At 69.0% G+C, this 19,682-nt stretch carries 22 protein-coding genes; 13 read left to right on the forward strand and 9 right to left on the reverse strand.

The window, feature by feature from the left end; translation table 11 throughout:
- Positions 1-237 carry a 50S ribosomal protein L28 gene (gene rpmB / locus ACWEQQ_RS29875; RefSeq protein ID WP_354836567.1) on the reverse strand — a complete coding sequence of 79 codons (237 nt, stop codon included), beginning with the start codon at positions 235-237 and terminating at the stop codon, positions 1-3.
- Positions 238-347: 110 nt separating this feature from the next.
- Here rpmB and mrf point away from each other — a divergent pair, with 110 nt between their 5' ends.
- Genes mrf through rpmF form a run of 3 tightly spaced genes read left to right on the forward strand, consistent with a single transcriptional unit; the run spans position 348 to position 2,102 of the window.
- Positions 348-1,637: a ribosome hibernation factor-recruiting GTPase MRF gene (gene mrf / locus ACWEQQ_RS29880; RefSeq protein WP_452350591.1), complete on the forward strand. Its 1,290-nt coding sequence runs from the start codon at positions 348-350 to the stop codon at positions 1,635-1,637.
- Between the two features lie 4 nt (positions 1,638-1,641).
- Positions 1,642-1,926: a type B 50S ribosomal protein L31 gene (locus ACWEQQ_RS29885; RefSeq protein ID WP_354836286.1), complete on the forward strand. Its 285-nt coding sequence runs from the start codon at positions 1,642-1,644 to the stop codon at positions 1,924-1,926.
- Positions 1,927-1,928: 2 nt separating this feature from the next.
- The gene (gene rpmF, locus ACWEQQ_RS29890; RefSeq protein WP_452350592.1) at positions 1,929-2,102 is read left to right on the forward strand and encodes a 50S ribosomal protein L32; all 174 of its coding nucleotides are present in this window, start codon (positions 1,929-1,931) and stop codon (positions 2,100-2,102) included.
- A 294-nt stretch (positions 2,103-2,396) separates the two neighbouring features.
- Here rpmF and ACWEQQ_RS29895 read toward each other — a convergent pair whose 3' ends face one another.
- Positions 2,397-3,416: a DUF1906 domain-containing protein gene (locus ACWEQQ_RS29895; protein WP_452350593.1), complete on the reverse strand. Its 1,020-nt coding sequence runs from the start codon at positions 3,414-3,416 to the stop codon at positions 2,397-2,399.
- 103 nt (positions 3,417-3,519) lie between these two features.
- On the opposite strand from ACWEQQ_RS29895, the gene ACWEQQ_RS29900 reads away from it, so the two are divergent.
- The gene (locus tag ACWEQQ_RS29900; protein WP_452341734.1) at positions 3,520-4,320 is read left to right on the forward strand and encodes a VOC family protein; all 801 of its coding nucleotides are present in this window, start codon (positions 3,520-3,522) and stop codon (positions 4,318-4,320) included.
- A gap of 103 nt (positions 4,321-4,423) precedes the next feature.
- Here ACWEQQ_RS29900 and ACWEQQ_RS29905 read toward each other — a convergent pair whose 3' ends face one another.
- The 5 genes from ACWEQQ_RS29905 to ACWEQQ_RS29925 are packed head-to-tail and all read right to left on the reverse strand — an operon-like array spanning position 4,424 to position 9,743.
- The gene (locus ACWEQQ_RS29905; RefSeq protein ID WP_452350594.1) at positions 4,424-5,257 is read right to left on the reverse strand and encodes an MHYT domain-containing protein; all 834 of its coding nucleotides are present in this window, start codon (positions 5,255-5,257) and stop codon (positions 4,424-4,426) included.
- 47 nt (positions 5,258-5,304) lie between these two features.
- On the reverse strand, positions 5,305-6,000 hold the full coding sequence (locus ACWEQQ_RS29910; protein ID WP_354836276.1) for a GTP-binding protein: 696 nt from the start codon (positions 5,998-6,000) through the stop codon (positions 5,305-5,307).
- Positions 5,981-6,358 carry a DUF742 domain-containing protein gene (locus tag ACWEQQ_RS29915; RefSeq protein ID WP_040812792.1) on the reverse strand — a complete coding sequence of 126 codons (378 nt, stop codon included), beginning with the start codon at positions 6,356-6,358 and terminating at the stop codon, positions 5,981-5,983. The genes ACWEQQ_RS29910 and ACWEQQ_RS29915 overlap by 20 nt, the downstream gene beginning before the upstream one ends.
- An 11-nt stretch (positions 6,359-6,369) precedes the next feature.
- Positions 6,370-6,777, reverse strand: coding sequence for a roadblock/LC7 domain-containing protein (locus ACWEQQ_RS29920; protein WP_154789962.1), 408 nt, complete (start codon positions 6,775-6,777; stop codon positions 6,370-6,372).
- Complete coding sequence (locus tag ACWEQQ_RS29925) at positions 6,774-9,743, reverse strand: ATP-binding protein (RefSeq protein WP_452350595.1); 2,970 nt, start codon at positions 9,741-9,743, stop codon at positions 6,774-6,776. Before ACWEQQ_RS29925 ends, ACWEQQ_RS29920 begins: the two co-directional genes overlap by 4 nt.
- Before the next feature lie 330 nt (positions 9,744-10,073).
- On the opposite strand from ACWEQQ_RS29925, the gene ACWEQQ_RS29930 reads away from it, so the two are divergent.
- From ACWEQQ_RS29930 to ACWEQQ_RS29970, 9 genes are all read left to right on the forward strand, one after another.
- Entirely contained in the window at positions 10,074-10,763 is a 690-nt protein-coding gene (locus ACWEQQ_RS29930) for a response regulator transcription factor (RefSeq protein ID WP_354836271.1), read from the forward strand.
- Between the two features lie 89 nt (positions 10,764-10,852).
- Positions 10,853-12,238: a HAMP domain-containing sensor histidine kinase gene (locus tag ACWEQQ_RS29935; RefSeq protein ID WP_364614579.1), complete on the forward strand. Its 1,386-nt coding sequence runs from the start codon at positions 10,853-10,855 to the stop codon at positions 12,236-12,238.
- Between the two features lie 95 nt (positions 12,239-12,333).
- Positions 12,334-14,091: a trypsin-like peptidase domain-containing protein gene (locus ACWEQQ_RS29940; protein ID WP_452350596.1), complete on the forward strand. Its 1,758-nt coding sequence runs from the start codon at positions 12,334-12,336 to the stop codon at positions 14,089-14,091.
- Between the two features lie 98 nt (positions 14,092-14,189).
- Positions 14,190-14,684 carry a MogA/MoaB family molybdenum cofactor biosynthesis protein gene (locus ACWEQQ_RS29945; RefSeq protein WP_354836561.1) on the forward strand — a complete coding sequence of 165 codons (495 nt, stop codon included), beginning with the start codon at positions 14,190-14,192 and terminating at the stop codon, positions 14,682-14,684.
- A gap of 98 nt (positions 14,685-14,782) precedes the next feature.
- On the forward strand, positions 14,783-14,929 hold the full coding sequence (locus tag ACWEQQ_RS29950; protein WP_379397343.1) for a hypothetical protein: 147 nt from the start codon (positions 14,783-14,785) through the stop codon (positions 14,927-14,929).
- A 327-nt stretch (positions 14,930-15,256) separates the two neighbouring features.
- On the forward strand, positions 15,257-15,931 hold the full coding sequence (locus tag ACWEQQ_RS29955; protein WP_452350597.1) for an MspA family porin: 675 nt from the start codon (positions 15,257-15,259) through the stop codon (positions 15,929-15,931).
- Between the two features lie 63 nt (positions 15,932-15,994).
- Positions 15,995-16,666, forward strand: coding sequence for an MspA family porin (locus ACWEQQ_RS29960; protein ID WP_452350598.1), 672 nt, complete (start codon positions 15,995-15,997; stop codon positions 16,664-16,666).
- Between the two features lie 300 nt (positions 16,667-16,966).
- Positions 16,967-17,644 carry an MspA family porin gene (locus ACWEQQ_RS29965; RefSeq protein ID WP_379442256.1) on the forward strand — a complete coding sequence of 226 codons (678 nt, stop codon included), beginning with the start codon at positions 16,967-16,969 and terminating at the stop codon, positions 17,642-17,644.
- A gap of 65 nt (positions 17,645-17,709) precedes the next feature.
- Positions 17,710-18,390 (forward strand): MspA family porin, encoded by a 681-nt coding sequence (locus ACWEQQ_RS29970; protein ID WP_379442255.1) that lies wholly within the window; start codon positions 17,710-17,712, stop codon positions 18,388-18,390.
- Positions 18,391-18,479: 89 nt separating this feature from the next.
- Here the strand turns inward: ACWEQQ_RS29970 and mscL are convergent, their stop codons facing one another.
- A complete protein-coding gene (gene mscL, locus ACWEQQ_RS29975) occupies positions 18,480-18,878 on the reverse strand; it encodes a large conductance mechanosensitive channel protein MscL (protein WP_452341740.1) in 399 nt (132 codons plus the stop codon).
- Between the two features lie 78 nt (positions 18,879-18,956).
- Complete coding sequence (locus ACWEQQ_RS29980) at positions 18,957-19,604, reverse strand: SAF domain-containing protein (protein ID WP_452350599.1); 648 nt, start codon at positions 19,602-19,604, stop codon at positions 18,957-18,959.
- Positions 19,605-19,682: the final 78 nt, after the last annotated feature.

Here is a 19,682-nt window from a genome sequence, read left to right on the forward strand (position 1 = left end):
TCAGATCTTCTCGCCGCGGGCGCGCAGCCGGGCTACCACTGCCTCGATGCCGTCGCGGTCGATGGTCTTGATGCCCTTGGTGGAGACGGTCAGCGTGATGCGCCGGTCCTCGCTGGGCAGGTAGTAGGTCTTGCGCTGGATATTGGGGTCCCAGCGCCGGTTGGTCCGCTTGTGCGAGTGCGATACGGACTTGCCGAAGCCCGGCTTGCGGCCGGTGACCTGGCAGATGGCCGACATGGGCACCCCTTCCGGTGGTAGATGTACATGACAATCGTTTTCGACAACGAATCTATTCCACGGTACCCTCGGTCCTCGGTAATTGAAAATCATTGTCGAAAGGGGGACCGGTGCCGTCCCAACGCAAGCCCGTGCTCGTCCTCGCGGGACTCCCCGGACGCGCTGCCGAGGGTGTCGAGCAGGCCGCCCGCCTGCTGGGCGGGAAGCCCGGAACGGTCGTGGTCCGGCACGACCTGAGCGAGCTACGCCAGGGCGTGGTGCGGCGCATCGTCCGCATCGACGGCCGGGAGACCACGACCGTGCTGGAACTCGCGCACGGCTGCGTCTCCTGCACCTTGCGCGCCGACCTGCTGCCCTACCTGTGCCTGCTGGCCGAGCGGGATTCGGTGCGGCGCATCGTGCTCGCGCTGGATCCGGCCTTCGAGGCGGAGGCGGTGTGCCAGGCCATCGCCGACGTGACGGTGACCGGCGTGGTCGGCCGGGTCGACGGCCCGGCCGGGCGCAGCGTGCGCGTCGACACCGTCCTCACCTGTGTCGACGCCCGCGACTGGCTGGCCGACGCCACCGGCGACGAGACGCTGTCCGAGCGCGGCCACGCCACCGCGGAGGACGAGCGCACGGTGGCGCAGCTGGCCGTCGGCCAGGTCGAATTCGCCGATGCCCTGGTGGTTTTCGACGGCGACGCCGATCTGCTGGACCGCGAGCGCACCGCCGCAGTGCTGGCCCGGCTGGCCCCGCGCGCCCCGGTCGCCTGGATGGCCGGGCCGCCCGCCCTGGGTGCCGACGACCTGACCTGGCTGCTGCGCCGGGTACCCGCGGACGCGCGCCGCGGCGCACCCTTCGATCCGCACGCCCCGCTGCTGGCCGGCGGTCCGCCGCTGGAGCCGGATTGCGGTGTGGCACTGGTGGAATTCGCCACCGACCGCCCCTTTCACCCCGATCGGCTGCACTCGGCCATCGACGTGCTGCTGGACGGCGTGGTGAGCGCCCGGGGCCGGGTGTGGCTGGCCACCCAGCCGGACGAGGTGGTGTGGCTGGAATCGGCGGGCGGCGGGCTGCGGGTCGGCGGCGCGGGAAAGTGGCTGGCGGCCATGGCATCCGGGGAACTGGACGAGGTGGATCCGGAGCGGCGCGCGCTGGCCTCGCTGCGCTGGCACGAGCACTTCGGCGACCGCCACACCTCGCTGGTGATCCTGGTCGCCGACGCCGATCCCGAGGAGGTCCGCCACGCGCTGCACTGGGCGCTGGTGGACGAGGACGAACTGCGGCAGGTGCGCTTCGCGCCGGAACGGGTCGCGCTGTGGGCGGACCCGTTCGGCGATCAGCACGAAGAGCCATGTGACACAACCCGATCCGTGCCCAGCGCCGGGGACGGCGCCACGCGCAACAACGAAAGGTGAAGTGATGAAACAGGGAATTCACCCCGACTACCATCCGGTGGTCTTCCAGGACGTGAGCACCGGAAAGTGCTTCCTGACCCGTTCCACCGCGGTGTCCACTCGCACCATCGAGTGGGAGGACGGCAATACCTACCCGCTGCTGGTGGTCGATGTGACCTCGGATTCGCATCCGTTCTGGACCGGGAATCAGCGTGTGCTCGACACCGCGGGCCGCGTGGAGAAGTTCGAGCGCCGCTACGGCAAACGCGTTCGTGGCAATCGCAATTCGACCAGGGATGAGGAGAACTGACCATGGCCGTTCCGAAGGGCAGAATGTCGCGGGCCAATACCCGCAGCCGGCGCTCGCAGTGGAAGGCGACTCCGCCGGATCTGATTCCGGTCGAGGTCGGGGGAGTGGTGTACCAGGTGCCGCGCCGGCTCGCGCGGGCGGTGGAGCGCGGCCTGATCGGACGATCCGGACAATAGCCCCGAAGTTGCTGTCCCACCGGGCATCTGCTCGGGTGTTGCCCCTACCGCGCTCGGTCGTCCGAATGTGGCGTGGGTGCGAAAAAGTTTCCCCGAAGTTGTGAACTCGTAGCCTGGCGACGGTATTCTCGTGCCTTGAGGGCGGGTTCTTCTGATCACAGAAGAACCCGCTCATCGCCACTTCAGGGCCAGTTCAGGCTCGCTTTCACGCCAGTTCACGCACTGTTCCGCAATAACATGCGGTCCGGTCGGTCGCCGGCCGTGTGCTGGAATAAATCCGACAAATCGGCCAAATCAACTGTCGGATACCACGTTCGGCTGCTGCGCCGCCGGAGCTTGTTCCGCGGCGGCCGGATGGCCGTTCGGGCCGGTGCCCCAGCCGGGCAGCGGCACTCCGGGCAGCAACTGCTCGAGCTTTGCCAGCTGATCGGCGATCGCCGTGGCCGGACCCTCCACCAGCGAGAAGGGGAACGGCCAGCGATGCTGACCCGACAGCCGCGCCACCTCGTCCTTGAGCTCGGCCGTCGTGGTCTCCAGATCGCTGATCTCGGTGCGCAGTTCGTCGATCTGCGCCAGTGCCGCCGCCAGCCCGTCCACCACCGTCCGGTCGCGGCCCTGGGCATCGGTGCCCAGCTGCGGCCAGCCCTGCAGACCGGGACCGCGCAGCTGAGTCTGGATGTCGCGCAACACCTCGTCCTGTTCGGGAGTCAAGTCGGGTTCCTCCGTTTCCACATCCCACTGGCCGAAGTCGGCTCGGTCGGTTTGGTTCACATCGCATTGCACGCCGTCGACCGTGACCTGCTCGCCGGTCTGATAGAGGGCGATACGCGGATCGATATTCCCCCCGGACCAGGCCACCGTCTGCCACGCCCAGGTCGCGGTCCCGCTGTCCAGCGCCCGGCTCACCGGCCAATATCCGCCGTAGATCCCGACATTCGCGCGTCCGATGACGCTGGCCGCGCCGTCCAGGTAGGCGTCGATGGGCACCTGCTGCTGCGGGGTGGCGTCGAAATCGGCGGAGAAGTAGATGGGCCGGTCGGCCCGGCCCCCGCAGCGCAGCACCTGGGCCAGTGCGGCACGCGCATCGGTGACGCCCGCGCCGTAGCCGTCGAGCATGCGGGCGGCGGTGGTCTCCCAGTTGGAGACGATGGAAATGCCCTGTGCGCGCAGGCCGTCCGCCTCGGCGGGAGTGAGGAGCTTGCCCGGCAGGGTGGGCCCGCCGTCGGACAGGTAGCGGATGACGAAGTCGTATCCGGCCGCCCTGATGGCACTCGGCGCGGGACGACCTGCGGCGTAGTCCAGCCCGAAACGCATGGTTCCCACTGTAATTCGGCGGACACGCCGACTGTGCCGGATTGCGGTGGTTGACTGGTCGGCTATGAGCGAAAGTCGCGGAGAGGCGGAAAGGTGATGACCGATGCCGATACGCAATGAGGCCTGGCCCCCGGGAACACCGTGCTGGGTCGACTGTCAGGTCGACGATCCGGCGAAGGCCGGTGAGTTCTACGCCGCGCTCTTCGGCTGGGACATGCAAGGCGGCGGCGAGGACGCCGGGGGATACCTCATGGCCCTGCGCGACGGACACGCGGTGGCGGGCATCGGGCCCAAGCCGGAGGCCGGGGTGCCGTCGGTGTGGACCACCTACCTCGCGGTCGCCGACGCCGACAAAGCCGCCGAGCAGGTGACCGCCGCGGGCGGCAGCCTGCTGGTGCCGGCCTTCGACGTGCTGGAGTCCGGCCGCATGTTCGTGGCCGCCGACGCCTCCGGCGCGCCCTTCGCGGTCTGGCAGGCCCGCGCGCACGACGGCGCGGCGGTGTACAACGAACACGGCGCCTACGTCTGGAACGATCTGCACACCGGCGATTTCGCCGCCGCCAAGGCCTTCTACGGCGAGGTCTTCGGCTTCACCTTCACCGAATTCGACGACGAGGCCATGCGCTACGCCACCTTCACCCCGCCCGGCGGGACCGAGTCGGTCGGCGGCATCAACGACGACAGCGTCAACGGCGTGGCCGCCGCCCAGCCCTACTGGCTGACCTGGTTCCAGTTCGAGGGCATCGACTCCGGCCTCACCCGGGCCGTGGAGCTGGGCGCGACCGTGCTCATGTCCGCCACCGACGGACCCTTCGGCCGAATGGCCATCATGGCCGCGCCGCAGGGTGAACTGTTCGGCCTGCTCGATCCCGCCACCGCCGAACCGCCCGCGGCCGCAGGCTGATCCGGAGACGAGTCGAACCGGGTCGATCGGCACCGACCCGGCCCGGGACCCACTCGCGCGTCACGCGCTCCGAGAAGGAACGGTCGCGCCGCGAAAACAACGTTCAGCGCACCGATTCCGGCCGCCGCGGACTCTGCTGCGCCGTGGCCTGCTGCGAGGCCGCCTGCAGCGAAGTGCCGTGCGCAGCCTGCGGATTCGCGGTCCTCATCGGGGTCCGCGCCGCACGCCGGTCCGGGGCGACCAGAATGGCCGTGATCGGAATCGCCAGCGACAGCGTGCCGATGATGAAGGTCGGCACGAAGAAGTTGAACAGCACGTTGCCGTGCGGAGTGGCCGCGGCCGGGTCCACGTGCACCTCGAGCCCGGTCAGCCCGGCATAGTGCATGCCGATCACCAGGATCGCGTACAGCACCGCGCCGGCCAGCACCATCGGCACCGAGGCGACCCACAGGCTGAACCACAGCATCAGCGCCGAGAGCACGAAGGCGATCACGTACACCGCCACCGAGGACACCAGGCTGCGATCGACACTGCCCTGAATCCGGATGGCGCCCAGCAGCAGCTGGTGGACGTCACCGAAACCGAAGGCCATCACGGCCGCCGCCACCAGCAGCCGCCACCAGACCAGCCGCCGCCCGTTGATGAGCAGCGCCGCGAACACGGTGGCCGCCGACAGCACCGAGAACAGGGTGATGGACACGTTGTCGTAGCGCAGCTGGCTGCCCCGCACGTCGAAGCCGAGCATCGACACGAAGACCGGCATGGCGACACCGACGCCGCCGATGGACACCGCCGCCACGAACAGCCACACGATCCGGAACCGCTGGGTCACCGACTTGGTGGACTGGCGAATGCAGGCCAGACCGCACGCCGCGCCCGCGAACGACACGATCAAGGCCAGCGCCAGCACCCAGTAGCCCATGGAGAAGTAGATCATCCCGACACCTCTGTCTTCGTCTGCTGCGACCCTGGACGCGCGAACCGCTAACCGTGCTGCGCGGTTTCGCGCTGTGCGGCCGTCAGCCGTTCGATCGCGTACTCGGTGACGGCGGCCAGTGCCCGGCGCACCTCGGCCGGGTCGCGCGCGTCGATGTCCACGATCGGCACGCCCTCGCGCACGCTGAGCGCCTCACGGAGCTCGGTGACCGGGAAGCGCGGCGCGTCCGGGAAGCGGTTGACCGCGATCAGGAACGGCAGCGACTTGGCCTCGAAGAAGTCCACGGCCGCGAAGCTGTCCTCGATGCGGCGGGTGTCGACCAGCACCACCGCGCCGATGGCGCCGCGGATCAGGTCGTCCCACATGAACCAGAACCGCCGCTGCCCGGGCGTGCCGAACAGGTACAGCACCAGGTTGCCGGGCAGGATGATGCGGCCGAAATCCATGGCCACCGTGGTGGTTTCCTTGCCCGGCGTGGCGGCGAGGTCGTCGACCCCGTCGGAGTAGCCGGTCACCATGGCCTCGGTGCGCAGCGGCACGATCTCCGAGACCGCGCCCACGAAGGTCGTCTTGCCGGCGCCGAAACCGCCGGCTACGACGATCTTGGTCGACGCCGTGCGGGACTCCTCACCCGGTCGCGGCGGGTACTGCAGCGCCAGGTTCGGGAACTGCCCGGTTGTGTACCCGGGGGCCCCGTGCGGGCCACCGGGGTAGCCTCCGCCGTCATAGGGCGCGGAGTCCATGCAGTGTCCTCTCCATTAGTGACCGGCGCTCGTCGAAGGTCGCCTGATCGCTCAAAGTCGAATGCACACGCAGGGTTCCGGCGACGACGAGATCGCCGATCACGACCCGCACCATACCCAGTGGGCGGCCCAGATGGGCCGCGATCTCGGCAACCGAGAGTCGCGCCGTACCGAGTCGCAGGATCTCGGTGCGCACGTCACCGGCCGGCCAGTCGAAATGGGCGGTGTAGGACAGGGTTTCGACGACCGCCTCGAGCGGTAGCTCCACCGCCGGCTCGGTGCGGCCGGAGGTCAGTGCGTAGGGACGAACACGTGTGGTCGGTGGCCGATTACCGCCGCCGCCAAGGGGATTGGTCATGCGCAGCTCATCTAGGCAGTGCGGGCGGTGGCCGAGACCACGGACCCGACCCGGTCGACCAGTAGGGCCATTTCGTAGCCGATGCGGCCGATGTCGTGCTGCTTGTTGGCCAGCACCGCCAGGTGCGAGCCATTGCCGACACTCATGACCAGCAGGTAGCCGCGCTGCATCTCGACGATGGACTGCATCACCTTGCCGCCCTCGAAAAGCTGTGCGGCCCCGGCGGACAGGCTGGCCAGACCCGCGGTCACCGCGGCCAGCTGCTCACCGCGGTCGGCCGGCAGGTGCGGGCTGGTGGCCTGCAGCAGACCGTCCGCGGAGACCAGGACGGCGTGCGAGACGCCCGGTACCTCCCGGGTGAAGCGGGTGACCAGCCAGTTCAGATTCTCATCGGTGGTGGTGCGCTGGGTGTCGGTCATGCATGCCCTCCGTCGTTGTACTGGGAGTCGGCCCGCCCGGAGCGGACGCCGCTGAGATGCCTGGAGAGGCTGTCGCGGATGTCGTCCGGATTGCGGCCGCTGCCGTCGTCCTCCTGGACGACGGCACCGGGCACCAGCTGGGCGCCGGGTCGCCGAATCGGCAGGCCGCCCTCGGTGCGACTGGTTGTGGTCGGATTGGCCGCCTCTTCGGCCGCGGCCCAGCCGCTGTCCGAAGTCGACGACCAGGCAGCGCCGTCCTGGTTCCCGTCGGCCGGTTCCACCAGCCACTCGGACACCATGCGCTGATAGATCGGGGTCGGGGCCGCGCCGACCGGCCGCAGGCCGGGCGGGGGAGCCACCGGGCGCGCGGCGGCGGGTGCGGCCTCGTCGCCGCGAACAATGGTGTCGGCGTTGCCGTTCGTGCTGCCGCTGCCATTCGTGCTGCCGTTGGTGTCGGCGGCCGGGATCGTGGGCCGATCGTTGTCGCCGAAGGCGCTGTACCCGTTGCCGAAGTAGCTGCCGGTGTCGGGCCCGTTCGGATTCCAGCCCCGCGCCGGCTCCGTGATCTGCGGCTCGGGGGCGGGCGCGACGGTCTCGGGCACCCAGACGGACTCGGGAGCCGGCTCCGGCTCGGGCGTGCGCGCCTCGCCCCAGTAGTGCATCGGCGCGGGACTCTGCTGCGGCGCAGCCGGTTCCGGCCGCAGCGCGGACACGCTGTAGGCGCGCGCGTCCTCGGGTTCGGTGAAGGCGTCGGTGAAGCCGTCGGAGAACCGGTCCTGCACCTGCGCCGGCTGCGGCGCCTCGGTGAACGTGGGAACGATCGGGTGCTCACCGGTGTCGGGACCCGGCTTGCGCTGCGGCAGGCCGGAACTGGTGAAACGCGCGGTGGTGGTGGCCGCGGTGGGCTCGGGCAGGTTCGGCACCGGGGTCAGCCGCGGCGGGGCTTGCACGGGCTGCGGGCCCGTGATCGGGCCCGAGGGCGCCGGAATCGGGGCGGACGGTACCGGAATCGGCCCGGACGGCATCGCGATCGGGCCGGAGACCAGGGCCGCCGGGGGCACCGGCAACGGGGAGGCGACGGGGTACTGACCGGTGGGGTCGCCGACGCGCTCCGGCGCGGGCGAGACCAGGCTGCCCGGCAGGTGCACGCTGCCGGTGATGCCCGGCTGCTGCACCATGGCGGAGGTGCGGCGCAGGCTGACGGTGATGTTGTGCCGCTTGGCCAGGCGGCCGACGACGAAAAGACCCATGCGGCGGGCGGTCTCGACATTGACCTCGCCACCGGAGGCCAGGCGGTCGTTGATGCCCTGCAGGTCCTCGGCGTTCATGCCGAGGCCGCGGTCGGTGATCTCGATCAGATAGCCGCCGTCCACGGCCCGCGCCACCGATACCGCCACCGGGGTGGTGGGCGGGGAGTAGCGCAGCGCGTTGTCGATCAGCTCGGCCAGCAGGTGCTCGATGTCGACGGCGGGCTCACCGGCGACGATGCCGTCGGGCACGGTGCCGATCTCCACGCGCTGGTAGTCCTCCACCTGGGAGACCGAGGACCACAGCATGTCCGACAGCGGCACCGGCGCGAGATGGCCACGGCGCAGCGCGGTTCCGGCCAGCACCAGCAGGTTGTCGCCGTTGCGGCGCATGCGGGTGGCGAGGTGGTCGAGGCGGAACAGCGATTGCAGGCGCTCGGAGTCGTCCTCGTCGCGTTCGAGCTCCTCGATCAGCGACAGCTGCTGCTCCACGAGGGATTGGCTGCGGCGCGAGAGGGTTTCGAACATGTTGCCGATCTGCAGGCGCAGTCGCGCCTGTTCGGCGGCCAGGTGCAGGGCCTGGGAATGGATGTCGTCGACGGCTCGGGCCAGCTGCCCGATCTCCTCGGTGGTGTGCACGTCGACCGGCGAGATCTCCGGGGTCGCGCCGCCGGCGCGCACCACCTCGAGTTCCTGCGGCAGGTCGATGTGGGCCACCTGCAAGGCGTCTCGCCGCAGGCGGCGGACCGGGACGACCAGCGAGCGGGCCACCACCAGCGCCAGCGCGAGACCGGCCAGCAGCATGCCGATCACGATGGAGGTGTCGCGCAGCACGTTGTTGCGCGCCTCGGTGGTGAGCGCGGCCAGCTTGGAGTCCATCGAGTTCGCGACCGTGGACACTTCCTTCTCGTAGGCGTCGGCACTGCCGCGCAACGAGTCCTGCATGGCCGGCAGGCTGCCCGGATCGGGCACGTTCTGCATCAGGATGCCGACACGCGCGCCGGCATTGTCCTTCAGCGTGTTCGCGTTCTGCGCCGCGTCCGGCGCCATGCCGCGATACACCTCGATCATGGTGATCTCGGCGCCGATGGCGGTGAGCAGCTTGGTCCGCAGCGCCGGATTGGAACCCGCCCCGGGCGCGGCGAGCATGATCCGCTCCTGGGTGAGCAGGCGGGAGGCGGTCTCGGCGGCACCGAACTGCAGGAAGGACTGCTGCACCCGGAGGTCGCCGACGGTGGGCGCGCCCGCGAGCGCGTTCTGCGCCCGGGTCTGCACCTCGTCGACCTGATCTCCGATGGTCTGCGGGGAGCTGGTGCGCAGGCTGTTGCGCATGGTCTTGGCGACGGCGATGGAGGCGCCGAGTTCCTTGGTGACACCCGGATCGGCGTTGGAGGACTTGAGGACTGTTTCGAGTTCGGCCTCGGCCTGATCGAACTTGGCCGTGGCGGCGTCGAGGTCGGGGTCGACGTCCTGATTGCCGCCGGTGATCGCGGCGACCGCGAGTTCGTTGCTGGTGACGAGGAATTTGATCGTGGGGCGGAGCACGTCCATCTGCTCGCTCGCCGCGCTCAATTTCGAAATGGTCTGCAATTCGCTGTTGATGCGCAGCACCGCGAAGGTCGCGGCGAGGAGCACCGGGAGCACCAGCACGATCCCGACCTTGCGGGTAACGGGCCAGTTGGACAGGCTGAATTGCCACGACCGGGGTGCTGCTTCCATCCCGCTTCCGTCGCCTCCGCTTCACGATTGACCCTCGGGTACGTATGCGGTTGTACGGCTTTGGGGTCGAACCCGCGCGGAACCAACTAAGGGTCTTCTTTTACGGCCTGCAACATACCGCGTGAGCTGTCCAACGGCAATTCGTAGGACTTTGAGGTTTAGTTCCCGAATGCGGCCTTCCCGCAACGGGTTTCGCGCGAATTTGGGTGACACCGCAACCACTTGGCGTCGGCCCGCCGTGAAACGCGCAGGTCATCTGCCTCACTCGTCCGGCGTGTCGAAGGGGACCTTCTCAGTCACCTCTCAGTCGCTGTGGGCAGACTGGTTGCCATGCGCATTCTGGTAGTCGACGACGACCGCGCGGTCCGGGAATCGCTGCGTCGCTCGCTGACCTTCAACGGGTACACCGTCGACCTCGCGGTCGACGGTCTGGACGCCTTGGAGAAGACCGCCAGTCAGCGACCCGACGCCCTCGTCCTGGACGTCATGATGCCCCGGCTCGACGGGCTCGAGGTGTGCCGCCGGCTCCGCAGCACCGGCGACGATCTGCCGATTCTGGTACTCACGGCACGGGATTCGGTTTCCGAACGCGTCGCCGGACTGGACGCCGGCGCCGACGACTACCTACCCAAGCCCTTCGCCCTGGAGGAACTGCTGGCCCGGCTGCGCGCGCTGCTGCGCCGCACCGCCGGCGATCCGGCCGACGCCTTCTCGGAGGCCATGGCCTTCGCCGACCTGTCGCTGGATCCGGTCACCCGCGAGGTCACCCGTGGAGAACGCCAGATCAGCCTGACCCGCACCGAGTTCTCGCTGCTGGAAATGCTGATGGCCAACCCCCGCCGTGTGCTCACCCGCAGTCGCATTCTGGAGGAGGTGTGGGGCTACGACTTCCCCACCTCCGGCAATGCGCTCGAGGTGTACATCGGCTATCTGCGCCGCAAGACCGAGGCCGACGGTGAACCGCGTCTCATCCATACCGTGCGCGGCGTCGGCTACGTGCTGCGCGAGACCCCGCCGTAGGAGCCGTGCTCGTGGGAAGAACCGTTCCCCGGCGGCCGGTGGTCGCCGGACTCGGGTCGCGTCCGGAGTCGGCCGAACTGCGGCCGCCCATGCCGCTGACCCGGTCGGTCTCGCTGCGCTGGCGGGTCACGCTCCTGGCCGCCTCCGTGGTGGCCGTCGCGGTCGCCTTCACCTCCATCGCCGCCTACGCCATGGTGGCGCGCTCGCTGTACGCGGACGTGGATTCGCAACTGCGGGCGCGGGCTTCGGTGATGATCGACAACAACCTCGACAGCCTCGGTTTCCAGTCGCTGGTGTTCGCCGGGCTGTACTCCAGCGATGTCGGCGTCGCCCTGGTCTTCCCGGATCAGTCGCAATACGTGCCCCCGCAGACCACGCTTCCGCCGATCGGCAATCAGGAGCGCGCGGTGGCCCGCGGCGAGATCAGCTTCTCGCTGCGCACCGTCGAGGATCAGCGAGTGCTGGCGCGGCGCACCCACTCCGGATCCACCCTGGTCGTCTCGCAGCGGCTGCAACCCACCAAGGAGGTGCTGGACCGGCTGGCCTGGCTGCTGTTCGTGGTCGGCGGCTGCGGGGTCATCGTGGCCGCGGCGGCCGGAACCACCGTGGGCCGCACCGGCTTGCGGCCCATCGCCCGGCTCACCGCGGCCACCGAGCGCATCGCCCGCACCGACGACCTCACCCCCATCCCGGTCACCGGCGACGACGAACTCGCCCGGCTCACCGACAGTTTCAACACCATGCTGCGGGCCCTGGGCGAATCCCGGGAACGGCAGCGCCGATTGGTCGCCGACGCCGGTCATGAGCTGAAGACGCCACTGACCTCTTTGCGCACCAATATGGAACTGCTCATCGCCTCCTCCCGGCCGGGCGCGCCCCGCATCCCCGACGAGGACATGGCCGAACTGCGCTCCGACGTGATGGCCCAGATCGAGGAGTTGTCCACGCTGGTCGGCGATCTGGTCGACCTGGCCCGCGAGGACGCGCCCGAGACCGTCTACGAGCAGATCGACCTCGGCGACGTGGCCGAGCGGGCGCTGGAACGAGTCCGGCGGCGGCGCACCGGAATCGAATTCGACGCCGAGCTGCGCCCCTGGTTCATCTACGGCGACGAACCGGGACTGGAACGCGCACTGCTCAATGTGCTCGACAATGCGGCCAAATGGAGCCCCGAGGGCGCCAAGGTCTTCGTCGCCATGCGCGAGAGCGGACGCGGGCTGCTGGAGTTCGCCGTCGACGACGCCGGGCCCGGCATTCCGCCGGCCGAGCGGGAACTGGTGTTCGAACGCTTCTACCGGACCACCGCCTCGCGCTCCATGCCCGGCTCCGGACTCGGGCTGGCCATCGTCAAGCAGGTGGTGACCAAACACGGTGGCACCATCAACATCGATACTTCCGACCGCGGCGGCGCTTTGATCCGTATCGTGCTGCCTGGAGAAGGCGCACCGCCGCTGCCCGACTCGGCGCCGGACTGAGCGCCGGAAAGCTCGGCGAAAAGCAAGCACGGTCTCAGTCCACTCTCAGTCGTTACCGCCAGGCTTGGCGACGAGACTCGAGGAGAAAACGAGAAATGACCGAGGATTCGACAGTATCCCCCGCTGGCGGGCAGGGCCCCGAGCCCGAAGGCGACGCCCCGGATACCACCGCCTCCGGCCTGCCCAAGCGCGACCCCGCAGGCTCCGCCACCCCCGAGGCCGGATCCCAGCCCTTCGACGGCTTCGCCGCCTCCGCGGCCCCGCAGCCGGTCGCACCCGCCCCCGGCGGAATGACGCCACCGGCGCAGCCGGGCCATCCCGCCCCCGCCGGACCGGTCGCAGCCCCCGGATCGGCCACCCCCGCACCCGCGGCTCCCGCCGGATTCGGTGCGGCGCAGTCCTTTTCCCCCGGCGCCGCCCAGGGGCCGGGCCCCGGCCCCGCCTACGGCGCGGACCCGGCGACCCAGATCCTGCCCGGCGCGGGTTACGGTGCGCCGCAGGGCACCCCGGCCTACGGCGCGGCTTTCGGTGGGGCACAGCCCTATTCGGCGCAGTACGGCGCCGGGAAGCATCCGACCGAGGAGATTCCGGCCGGCCTCTACGGACAGGCGTACGTGGCGTCGGGGGCCGGGTACGCCACCGGACAACATCCGACACAGGTGATTCCGGGTGCACCGGGCGGCCCGGGCATGCCGGGTATGCCGGGCGCGCTGGGGATGCCCTACGCGGGCGCGCCCGCGCCCAAGCGATCCGGGCGCACCGGTCTGGTCGCGGGTGCGGTGGTGCTGGCGCTGCTCAGCGGCGGCATCGGCGGCGCGGTCGGCGCGCTGGCCACCCACCACAACGACACCCGCTCCACGGTGACCAACGCGCTCGATCAGCCGGTCGGCAATGGCAAGACCGCGCCCGCGCCGGAAGGTTCGGTGCAGGCGGTGGCGCAGAAGGTGCTGCCCAGCGTGGTCATGATCCGGGTCGCCGGCGCGCGGGCCGAGGGTGAGGGGTCGGGCGTGATCCTGTCCTCGGACGGCCTGATCCTCACCAACAACCACGTGGTCAGCGGCGCGGGCCAGAACGCCAAGATGGATGTGGCCTTCAGCGACGGCACGACCGCCCCGGCCACCGTGGTGGGCGCGGATCCGGTGTCGGACATCGCGGTCATCCGGGTCACCGGCAAGACCGGTCTCCAGCCGATCGACCTGGGCCAGTCGGCGAACCTGGAGGTCGGCCAGGGCGTGGTGGCGATCGGTTCGCCGCTGGGCCTGGCGGGTACCGTGACCAGCGGCATCGTGTCCTCGCTCAACCGCCCGGTCTCCACCAGCGGTGAGCCGGGCTCGCAGGGCACCGTCATCGACGCCATCCAGACCGACGCGGCCATCAACCCGGGCAACTCCGGCGGCGCGCTGGTCGATATGACCGGCAAGCTGATCGGCATCAATACCGCCATCGCGACCATGGGCACCGCCGAGTCGGCGGGCGCGCAGAGCGGCTCCATCGGCCTCGGCTTCGCCATTCCGGTGGACACCGCGCGCCGGGTGGCCGACGAGCTGATCAAGAACGGCAAGGCCACCTACGCCCAGATCGGGGTGACCGTGCGGGCGCAGGACGACGTCAACGGCGCGCGCGTCATGGACGTGTCGCCCGACGGCCCGGCCGCCAAGGCCGGCATTCCGAAGAACGCGATCATCACGAAAATCGATGATCAGATTGTGGATTCGGGTAATTCGCTGATCGCCGGGGTGCGCTCGCACCGGCCCGGCGACAAGGTCAAGGTGACCTACACCGACGACCAGGGCAAGAACCCCAAGACCGTCGAGGTGACCCTCGGCGAGGCAGCTGCGGAGGGCGGCCGATGATGATTCACGAGAGCGGTAGAGAACCGACCCCGGCGATTCGCGTCACCGGTGACGGGGGCTGGGAGCTGTTGTCGGACAAGGGCGCTACGGTGAGCACCATGGAAATCGATACCGCTGTCGCGGGCCGTGCTCTTGTCGTGGTCGTCGACGATCGAACCGCCCATGGCGGGGTGGACTCGCTGGGTCCGCTGGTCACCGAGCTACTCACCGAGGCCGGGTTCCTGGTGGACGCCTCGGTGTCGGTGCAGGCCGATGAGGTGGAGATCCGCAATGCGCTCAATACCGCGGTGATCGGTGGTGTCGACCTGGTCATCTCGGTCGGCGGCACCGGCATGTCGCCGCGTGACGTGACCCCGGAGGCCACCGAGGAGGTGCTGGACCGGGTGCTGCCCGGCATCAGCGAGGCGCTGCGTTCGTCCGGGCTGGCCTCGGGTTCGCTGGACGCGGGGCTGTCCCGCGGTCTGGCCGGGGTTTCCGGCAGCACGCTGGTGGTGAACCTGCCGGGTTCGCGCGCCGCGATCCGCGACGGCATGGCCACCTTGGGCCCGCTGGCCAGCCGGGTCATCGATGAACTGTCCGGTCTGTCGGAATGATCGACGCCGAGCAGCCTTCCGAGTCATCCGAGACCTCCGGGTCATCCGAGACCTCGGAACCACCCCGTCCGGCCGAGCGCCGGGCGGGGTCTCGTCGTTTGACACCCGCCGAGCGCGCCCGGCTGGCGCGCATCTTCGGTGACGAGCTGCCGTCCACTACCACGGACGAGCGCACTCCCGAGCCCGAATCCGGCCGATCCTCCGACGATTGGCTGCGCTCCCAAGTTCCGCCACATCACGGCTGATCCTGCTGCCGTATCGCGGTCGAGTCGCGCTCGCGACGTATTCATATCCGGCTATACGCCGTAGATCTCGCATGCCTGTTCACGGTCTGACGGTGCCATTCGCCAGATAATTGCCATGCCTCTTGTTATCTGACTTGATACGTCCGTTATTTGGTTGTTGCCATCTGGTAGCTGCTGTGGCTAATATCTCTCGCTGGTCACCAAAGCTGCGGCTCGAACGAGTTTGAGTTGCGTGCTCGAGCGTTGCTTTTGTCGGAATCTCGTGTCGTAGTGGCCTCTTCAGCCCCGGTGGTCGGGGTTGTCCGCAAGAAAACTGATGAGGGAACTATGAGCGAGAACCGGAACGCCGGTTTGCGTCGCGCCGCCCGTGTCGCGGGCGTTGCCGCGGCGGCCTCCGTGGCTTTCGGCCTCCTGTCGACCGGCGCCGCCAACGCCGACACCTTCGTGCCGTTGCCGGACGGTCAGAAGGTCGGACCCGGCGTCACCATCTCCCGGGTCGGCGAGCACGCCGTGATCTCGCCGTCGCTGTCGGCGAACGGCGCGGGTCGCACCGCCTGGCTCTCGGGCAAGGCCGTCGCCGACGTCACCGCCACCCCGGACGGCACCGTCGGCCCGAACAACGGACCCAAGAACGGCTCGGGCTCCAACAACTCGTCCACCCACGGTGCGTCGCAGATCAACACCGGCTACCTCATCGGCTGCCAGGTGAACATCTCCGACACCGCCGTCTCCGCCGGCGTCTCCGGCGGCGTGAGCCTCACCGGCGCCAATGCGGGCGGCTCCATCGGCCTGAACCTCGGCCCCGGTCAGGTCACCTTCGTTCAGATCAATTCCAAGGACATCCTGAAGCCGGGTACCTACTCGATCGACTACCAGGATGTGCCGGTCGACGCGCAGGGCTGCGCGGGCTACGCCCAGGCGCGCGCCTACACCGTGGTCGAGATCATCGGCAACGACTACTCGAAGACCACCCTCTACGGGCAGCCGTTCAGCCTCGGCTGACGTGTGGTCGACCACTCGATTCATTTCTCGCGTAAGCGAATTCGACCCCAGAGGGATTTCATCATGAACGTTCGCAAGACCTTGGCGCGGGCCGCCGGCGTCGGCGTTGTCGCCACCGCCGCCCTGGGCCTGTTCTCGACCGGCGCTGCCAATGCCGACACCTTCGTGCCGCTGCCGGGCGGCTCCATCACCGAGACCATGGACGACGGCACCGTCGTGACCATCACCATGACCGGCGAGTCCGCCAACATCAACCCGTCCATGGGCGCCACCCCGCTGCACCGCAATGCCTGGGTGTCGGGCAGCGCGCAGGTGCAGCTGTCCGGCACCAACAGCTCTGTCGGCGGCAAGATCGTGCCCGGTTACGTGGTCGGCTGTCAGGTCAACATCGCCGGTGGCGGCGCCAGTGGCGGCCCCAGCGTGGGCGCCAACTACGACGGTTCCAGCCCGTCCGCCGGCGCCAACGTCGGTGGCAACCTGACCCTGGGCCCCGGTCAGTCGAAGGCGTTCTACCTGCTCGATGAGGAAGCGCCGGACGACTACGGCCAGGAGTCGCACAATCTGCGCAACAAGTTCCAGGGCAACTCCGGCTCGGTGACGTGGTCCGACGAGACCATCAACCTGAGCGGCTGCGGCGGCTACGCCCAGGCGCGCTCGTTCGTCGCGGTCCAGGTCGAGACCGACAACGTCATCACCGCCTACACGCTGTGGGGTCAGCCCTTCAGTCTCGGCTGATCAGTTTCCGCTCAGCGGATTCCGAAGGGGCCCGGTGCGATTAGCGCCGGGCCCCTTTTGCTATCCGCGACTTTCTCGACATACCTGCGGGTTTGTGTTGGCGAGTGGTCGACTCTGTTCGCTCACGTCTCAGAGCCCACTCCTGTGATGTAAAGTGCCCTGCGTCGCTACGCCAAAAGAATTTGTGACCAGTAACACGGTGGCAACAATGTGGCGACAAACTCAACCGGGGATTCGGAAGGGTCCCATTTCAACCTCGGTGGTCGAGGTTGAACTGCTTGAAACCTGATGAGGGGAAGTATGAGCGAGAACCGCACCCACGGTGCGCGTACCGCTGCCCGCATTGCGGGCATCGGCGCGGCTGCGGCCGTGGCCTTCGGCCTTTTTTCCACTGGTGCCGCTAACGCCGACACCTTCGTGCCGTTGCCGGACGGCCAGAAGGTGAACCCGGCGGGCACCGTCACCATCACCCGCACCGGTGAGCACGCGATCGTGTCGCCGTCGCTCGCCGCCAATGGCGCGGGTCGTGTCGTATGGGTCAGCGGCGCCGCGAGCGCCGTCGTCGACACTCCGGATGGCACCGTCGGTCCGTGGAACGGCCCGACCAACAGCCCGGGTTCGAACAATTCGTCCACCCATGGTTCGTCGATCATCAGCACCGGCTACATCGTCGGTTGCCAGATCAGCATCGGTGAGGACGCCATCTCCGCCGGTATCTCCGGCAATGTCAGCCTGAACAGCGCGGGCGTCGGTGGTTCCATCGGCGTCAACCTCGGCCCCGGCCAGGTCGCCTTCGTTCAGATCGACTCCAAGGACATCACCAAGTCCGGCACCTACTCGGTCGAGTACCGGGACGCGGAGATGCAGATTCAGGGTTGCGCGGGGTACGCCCAGGCGCGTGCGTACACCACCGTCGAAATCATCGGCAACGACTACTCGAAGACCACGCTCTACGGACAGCCGTTCAGCATCGGCTGACCGTGGTCTCGACCCGCCAAATCCTTTCTCGCATAAGCGAATTCGACCCACGAGGGACAACAGAAATGAGTATCCGTAAGACCGTGGCGCGGGCGGCCGGTGTAGGTGCCGTTGCCACCGCCGCCCTTGGCCTGCTCTCCACCGGTGCGGCGAACGCCGACACCTTCGTGCCGCTGCCGGGCGGCGAAATCACCCAGACTCTGTCCGACGGCACCGTTGTCACGGTGAAGCTGGTCGGCGAGTCCGCCAACATCAGCCCGTCGCTGGGTGCCACCCCGGTGCACCGCAACGCCTGGGTCTCGGCGTCGGCGCAGGTCCACATCGACGGTGACACCACCGCCACCGGCGGCAAGATCTACCCGGGTTACGTGGTGGGCTGCCAGGTCACCATCGATGGCGGCAACGTCAACGGTGGCGCGACCGGCGGTGCCAGCTGGGACAACTCCGGCAATGTCACCCCGCAGGCCGGCGCCAACACCGGCGCCAACCTGACCCTGGGTCCGGGCCAGGCCAAGTCGTTCTACATCCTCGACCTGGAAATGCCGGACGACTACGGCAAGGAAGCCCACAAGACCCGCAACGCCTTCAAGGGCACCGACGGTTCGGTGACCTGGTCGGATGAGACCATCGGCCTGAACGGCTGTGCCGGTTACGCCCAGGCGCGCTCCTTCGTGAGCGTCGAGGTCGAGACCGACAACGTCATCAGCTGGGTCACCCTGTGGGGCCAGCCCTTCAGCCTGGGGTAAAACCCGCTAGCTGGTAATGGCAACGGGCCCGGCGCTTTTCGCGCCGGGCCCGTTTGCTGTATCCCGATCCGATATTGCTATGTCCCCGTTCACATCTCGTGTTTGCCGCCGGCGCTGCGCGTGGCCAGCAGGTCCCGGATCTCGGTCAGCAGTTCGGTGTCGGTGACCGGGTCCTCCGCGGTGCCCCACAGCTTCTTGGCCCTGCTGTACGGCAGCACCAGGGCGAAGTAGAGCAGCGTCGCGATGATCACGAAGTTGATGGCCGCGGTGATGATCGGGCCGACGGCCACATAGGTCGCCGGTTTGTCGGCCACCAGCTGGAAGCCCAGGCCGAGCTGGCTGGTGCCGCCGAATGCGGCGAGCAGCGGGGTGATGATGCCGTCGCTGAACGCGGTGACGATGGCGACGAAGGCGGTACCCATGACCACGGCCACCGCCAGGTCGATGACATTGCCGCGCATCAGGAAATCCTTGAAACCCTTGAGCATTGCGGAAGCTCCTCTACCTGAGGGATCGAACGCAGAGTAATGGGGGTATACGGGATGCTAGTTCACCCGCGGGCCGGTTCAGTGGAACACGACGGTGAGTGCCGTCCGCAGCGAGGCCGCGGCCACCGCGGCGGCCCGCCGGGAATCCAATGCCAGCAGCACGATCCGGTCGGTGCGCCCGCGTGAGTTCTCCGTCCCCGACACCAGCACCACGGCCGCGTCGGCCGCGAGCAGCCGCGCGGGCCGGCCGCCCCCGCCCGAGTCCTCGCCGGCCACCACGTCCACCCGGTCCCCGGCCCGCAGGATTTCGGCAACGGCATTGTCCGCCAAACGAATCGGGACGATGCGCGCATCGGCGGACTGCGCTGCCACCGCCGCCAGCCGCGGCCCCACCACCCGGACCTCGGTGACGATCTCACCCGCCGCCAGCGCGCCCGCCAGGGTGGCTCCGCGCAGCCGGGCGGCCTCCCGCACGGTGCCGGCGGGCAGGGTCGCCGTCTCCCGTGCCGCGACCCGCACATCGCCGTCGCCCAGTACCTGTCCGGGTGGCAGATCCCGGGTGGCGACCAGGACCTGGGTGTGTCCGGCCGCGGGGTCGGCGCGCACGGCCAGAAACCCCGCCAGAACGAGCAGCGCGACCGCCCCGGCCCGGCGCAGTAGCACCGCGTCCGCCCAGATCAGGCGGCTACGGAATTCCTGCAGGATGGCTCGATACGGTCGCGTCATGCGGGGCAGCGTACGGCCGCCCCGGTACCGACAGGCCCGGGCGGAACCCGGGCTGTGGATAACGAAAAGCCTGTGGAG

This window comes from Nocardia sp. NPDC004123, assembly GCF_053603795.1.

Excerpts from the sequence above, each read along its gene's own strand:
- ACWEQQ_RS29900 (WP_452341734.1), top strand. The coding sequence starts at position 3,520 with ATGCCGATACGCAATGAGGCCTGGCCCCCGGGAACACCGTGCTGGGTC.
- ACWEQQ_RS29965 (WP_379442256.1), top strand. The coding sequence starts at position 16,967 with ATGAGCGAGAACCGCACCCACGGTGCGCGTACCGCTGCCCGCATTGCG.
- ACWEQQ_RS29915 (WP_040812792.1), bottom strand. The coding sequence starts at position 6,358 with ATGACCAATCCCCTTGGCGGCGGCGGTAATCGGCCACCGACCACACGT.
- ACWEQQ_RS29930 (WP_354836271.1), top strand. The coding sequence starts at position 10,074 with ATGCGCATTCTGGTAGTCGACGACGACCGCGCGGTCCGGGAATCGCTG.
- ACWEQQ_RS29895 (WP_452350593.1), bottom strand. The coding sequence starts at position 3,416 with ATGCGTTTCGGGCTGGACTACGCCGCAGGTCGTCCCGCGCCGAGTGCC.
- rpmF (WP_452350592.1), top strand. The coding sequence starts at position 1,929 with ATGGCCGTTCCGAAGGGCAGAATGTCGCGGGCCAATACCCGCAGCCGG.
- ACWEQQ_RS29885 (WP_354836286.1), top strand. The coding sequence starts at position 1,642 with ATGAAACAGGGAATTCACCCCGACTACCATCCGGTGGTCTTCCAGGAC.
- ACWEQQ_RS29920 (WP_154789962.1), bottom strand. The coding sequence starts at position 6,777 with ATGACCGACACCCAGCGCACCACCACCGATGAGAATCTGAACTGGCTG.
- ACWEQQ_RS29945 (WP_354836561.1), top strand. The coding sequence starts at position 14,190 with ATGGAAATCGATACCGCTGTCGCGGGCCGTGCTCTTGTCGTGGTCGTC.
- ACWEQQ_RS29970 (WP_379442255.1), top strand. The coding sequence starts at position 17,710 with ATGAGTATCCGTAAGACCGTGGCGCGGGCGGCCGGTGTAGGTGCCGTT.
- rpmB (WP_354836567.1), bottom strand. The coding sequence starts at position 237 with ATGTCGGCCATCTGCCAGGTCACCGGCCGCAAGCCGGGCTTCGGCAAG.
- ACWEQQ_RS29955 (WP_452350597.1), top strand. The coding sequence starts at position 15,257 with ATGAGCGAGAACCGGAACGCCGGTTTGCGTCGCGCCGCCCGTGTCGCG.
- ACWEQQ_RS29980 (WP_452350599.1), bottom strand. The coding sequence starts at position 19,604 with ATGACGCGACCGTATCGAGCCATCCTGCAGGAATTCCGTAGCCGCCTG.
- ACWEQQ_RS29960 (WP_452350598.1), top strand. The coding sequence starts at position 15,995 with ATGAACGTTCGCAAGACCTTGGCGCGGGCCGCCGGCGTCGGCGTTGTC.
- mscL (WP_452341740.1), bottom strand. The coding sequence starts at position 18,878 with ATGCTCAAGGGTTTCAAGGATTTCCTGATGCGCGGCAATGTCATCGAC.
- ACWEQQ_RS29935 (WP_364614579.1), top strand. The coding sequence starts at position 10,853 with ATGCCGCTGACCCGGTCGGTCTCGCTGCGCTGGCGGGTCACGCTCCTG.
- ACWEQQ_RS29925 (WP_452350595.1), bottom strand. The coding sequence starts at position 9,743 with ATGGAAGCAGCACCCCGGTCGTGGCAATTCAGCCTGTCCAACTGGCCC.
- ACWEQQ_RS29910 (WP_354836276.1), bottom strand. The coding sequence starts at position 6,000 with ATGGACTCCGCGCCCTATGACGGCGGAGGCTACCCCGGTGGCCCGCAC.
- ACWEQQ_RS29905 (WP_452350594.1), bottom strand. The coding sequence starts at position 5,257 with ATGATCTACTTCTCCATGGGCTACTGGGTGCTGGCGCTGGCCTTGATC.
- ACWEQQ_RS29940 (WP_452350596.1), top strand. The coding sequence starts at position 12,334 with ATGACCGAGGATTCGACAGTATCCCCCGCTGGCGGGCAGGGCCCCGAG.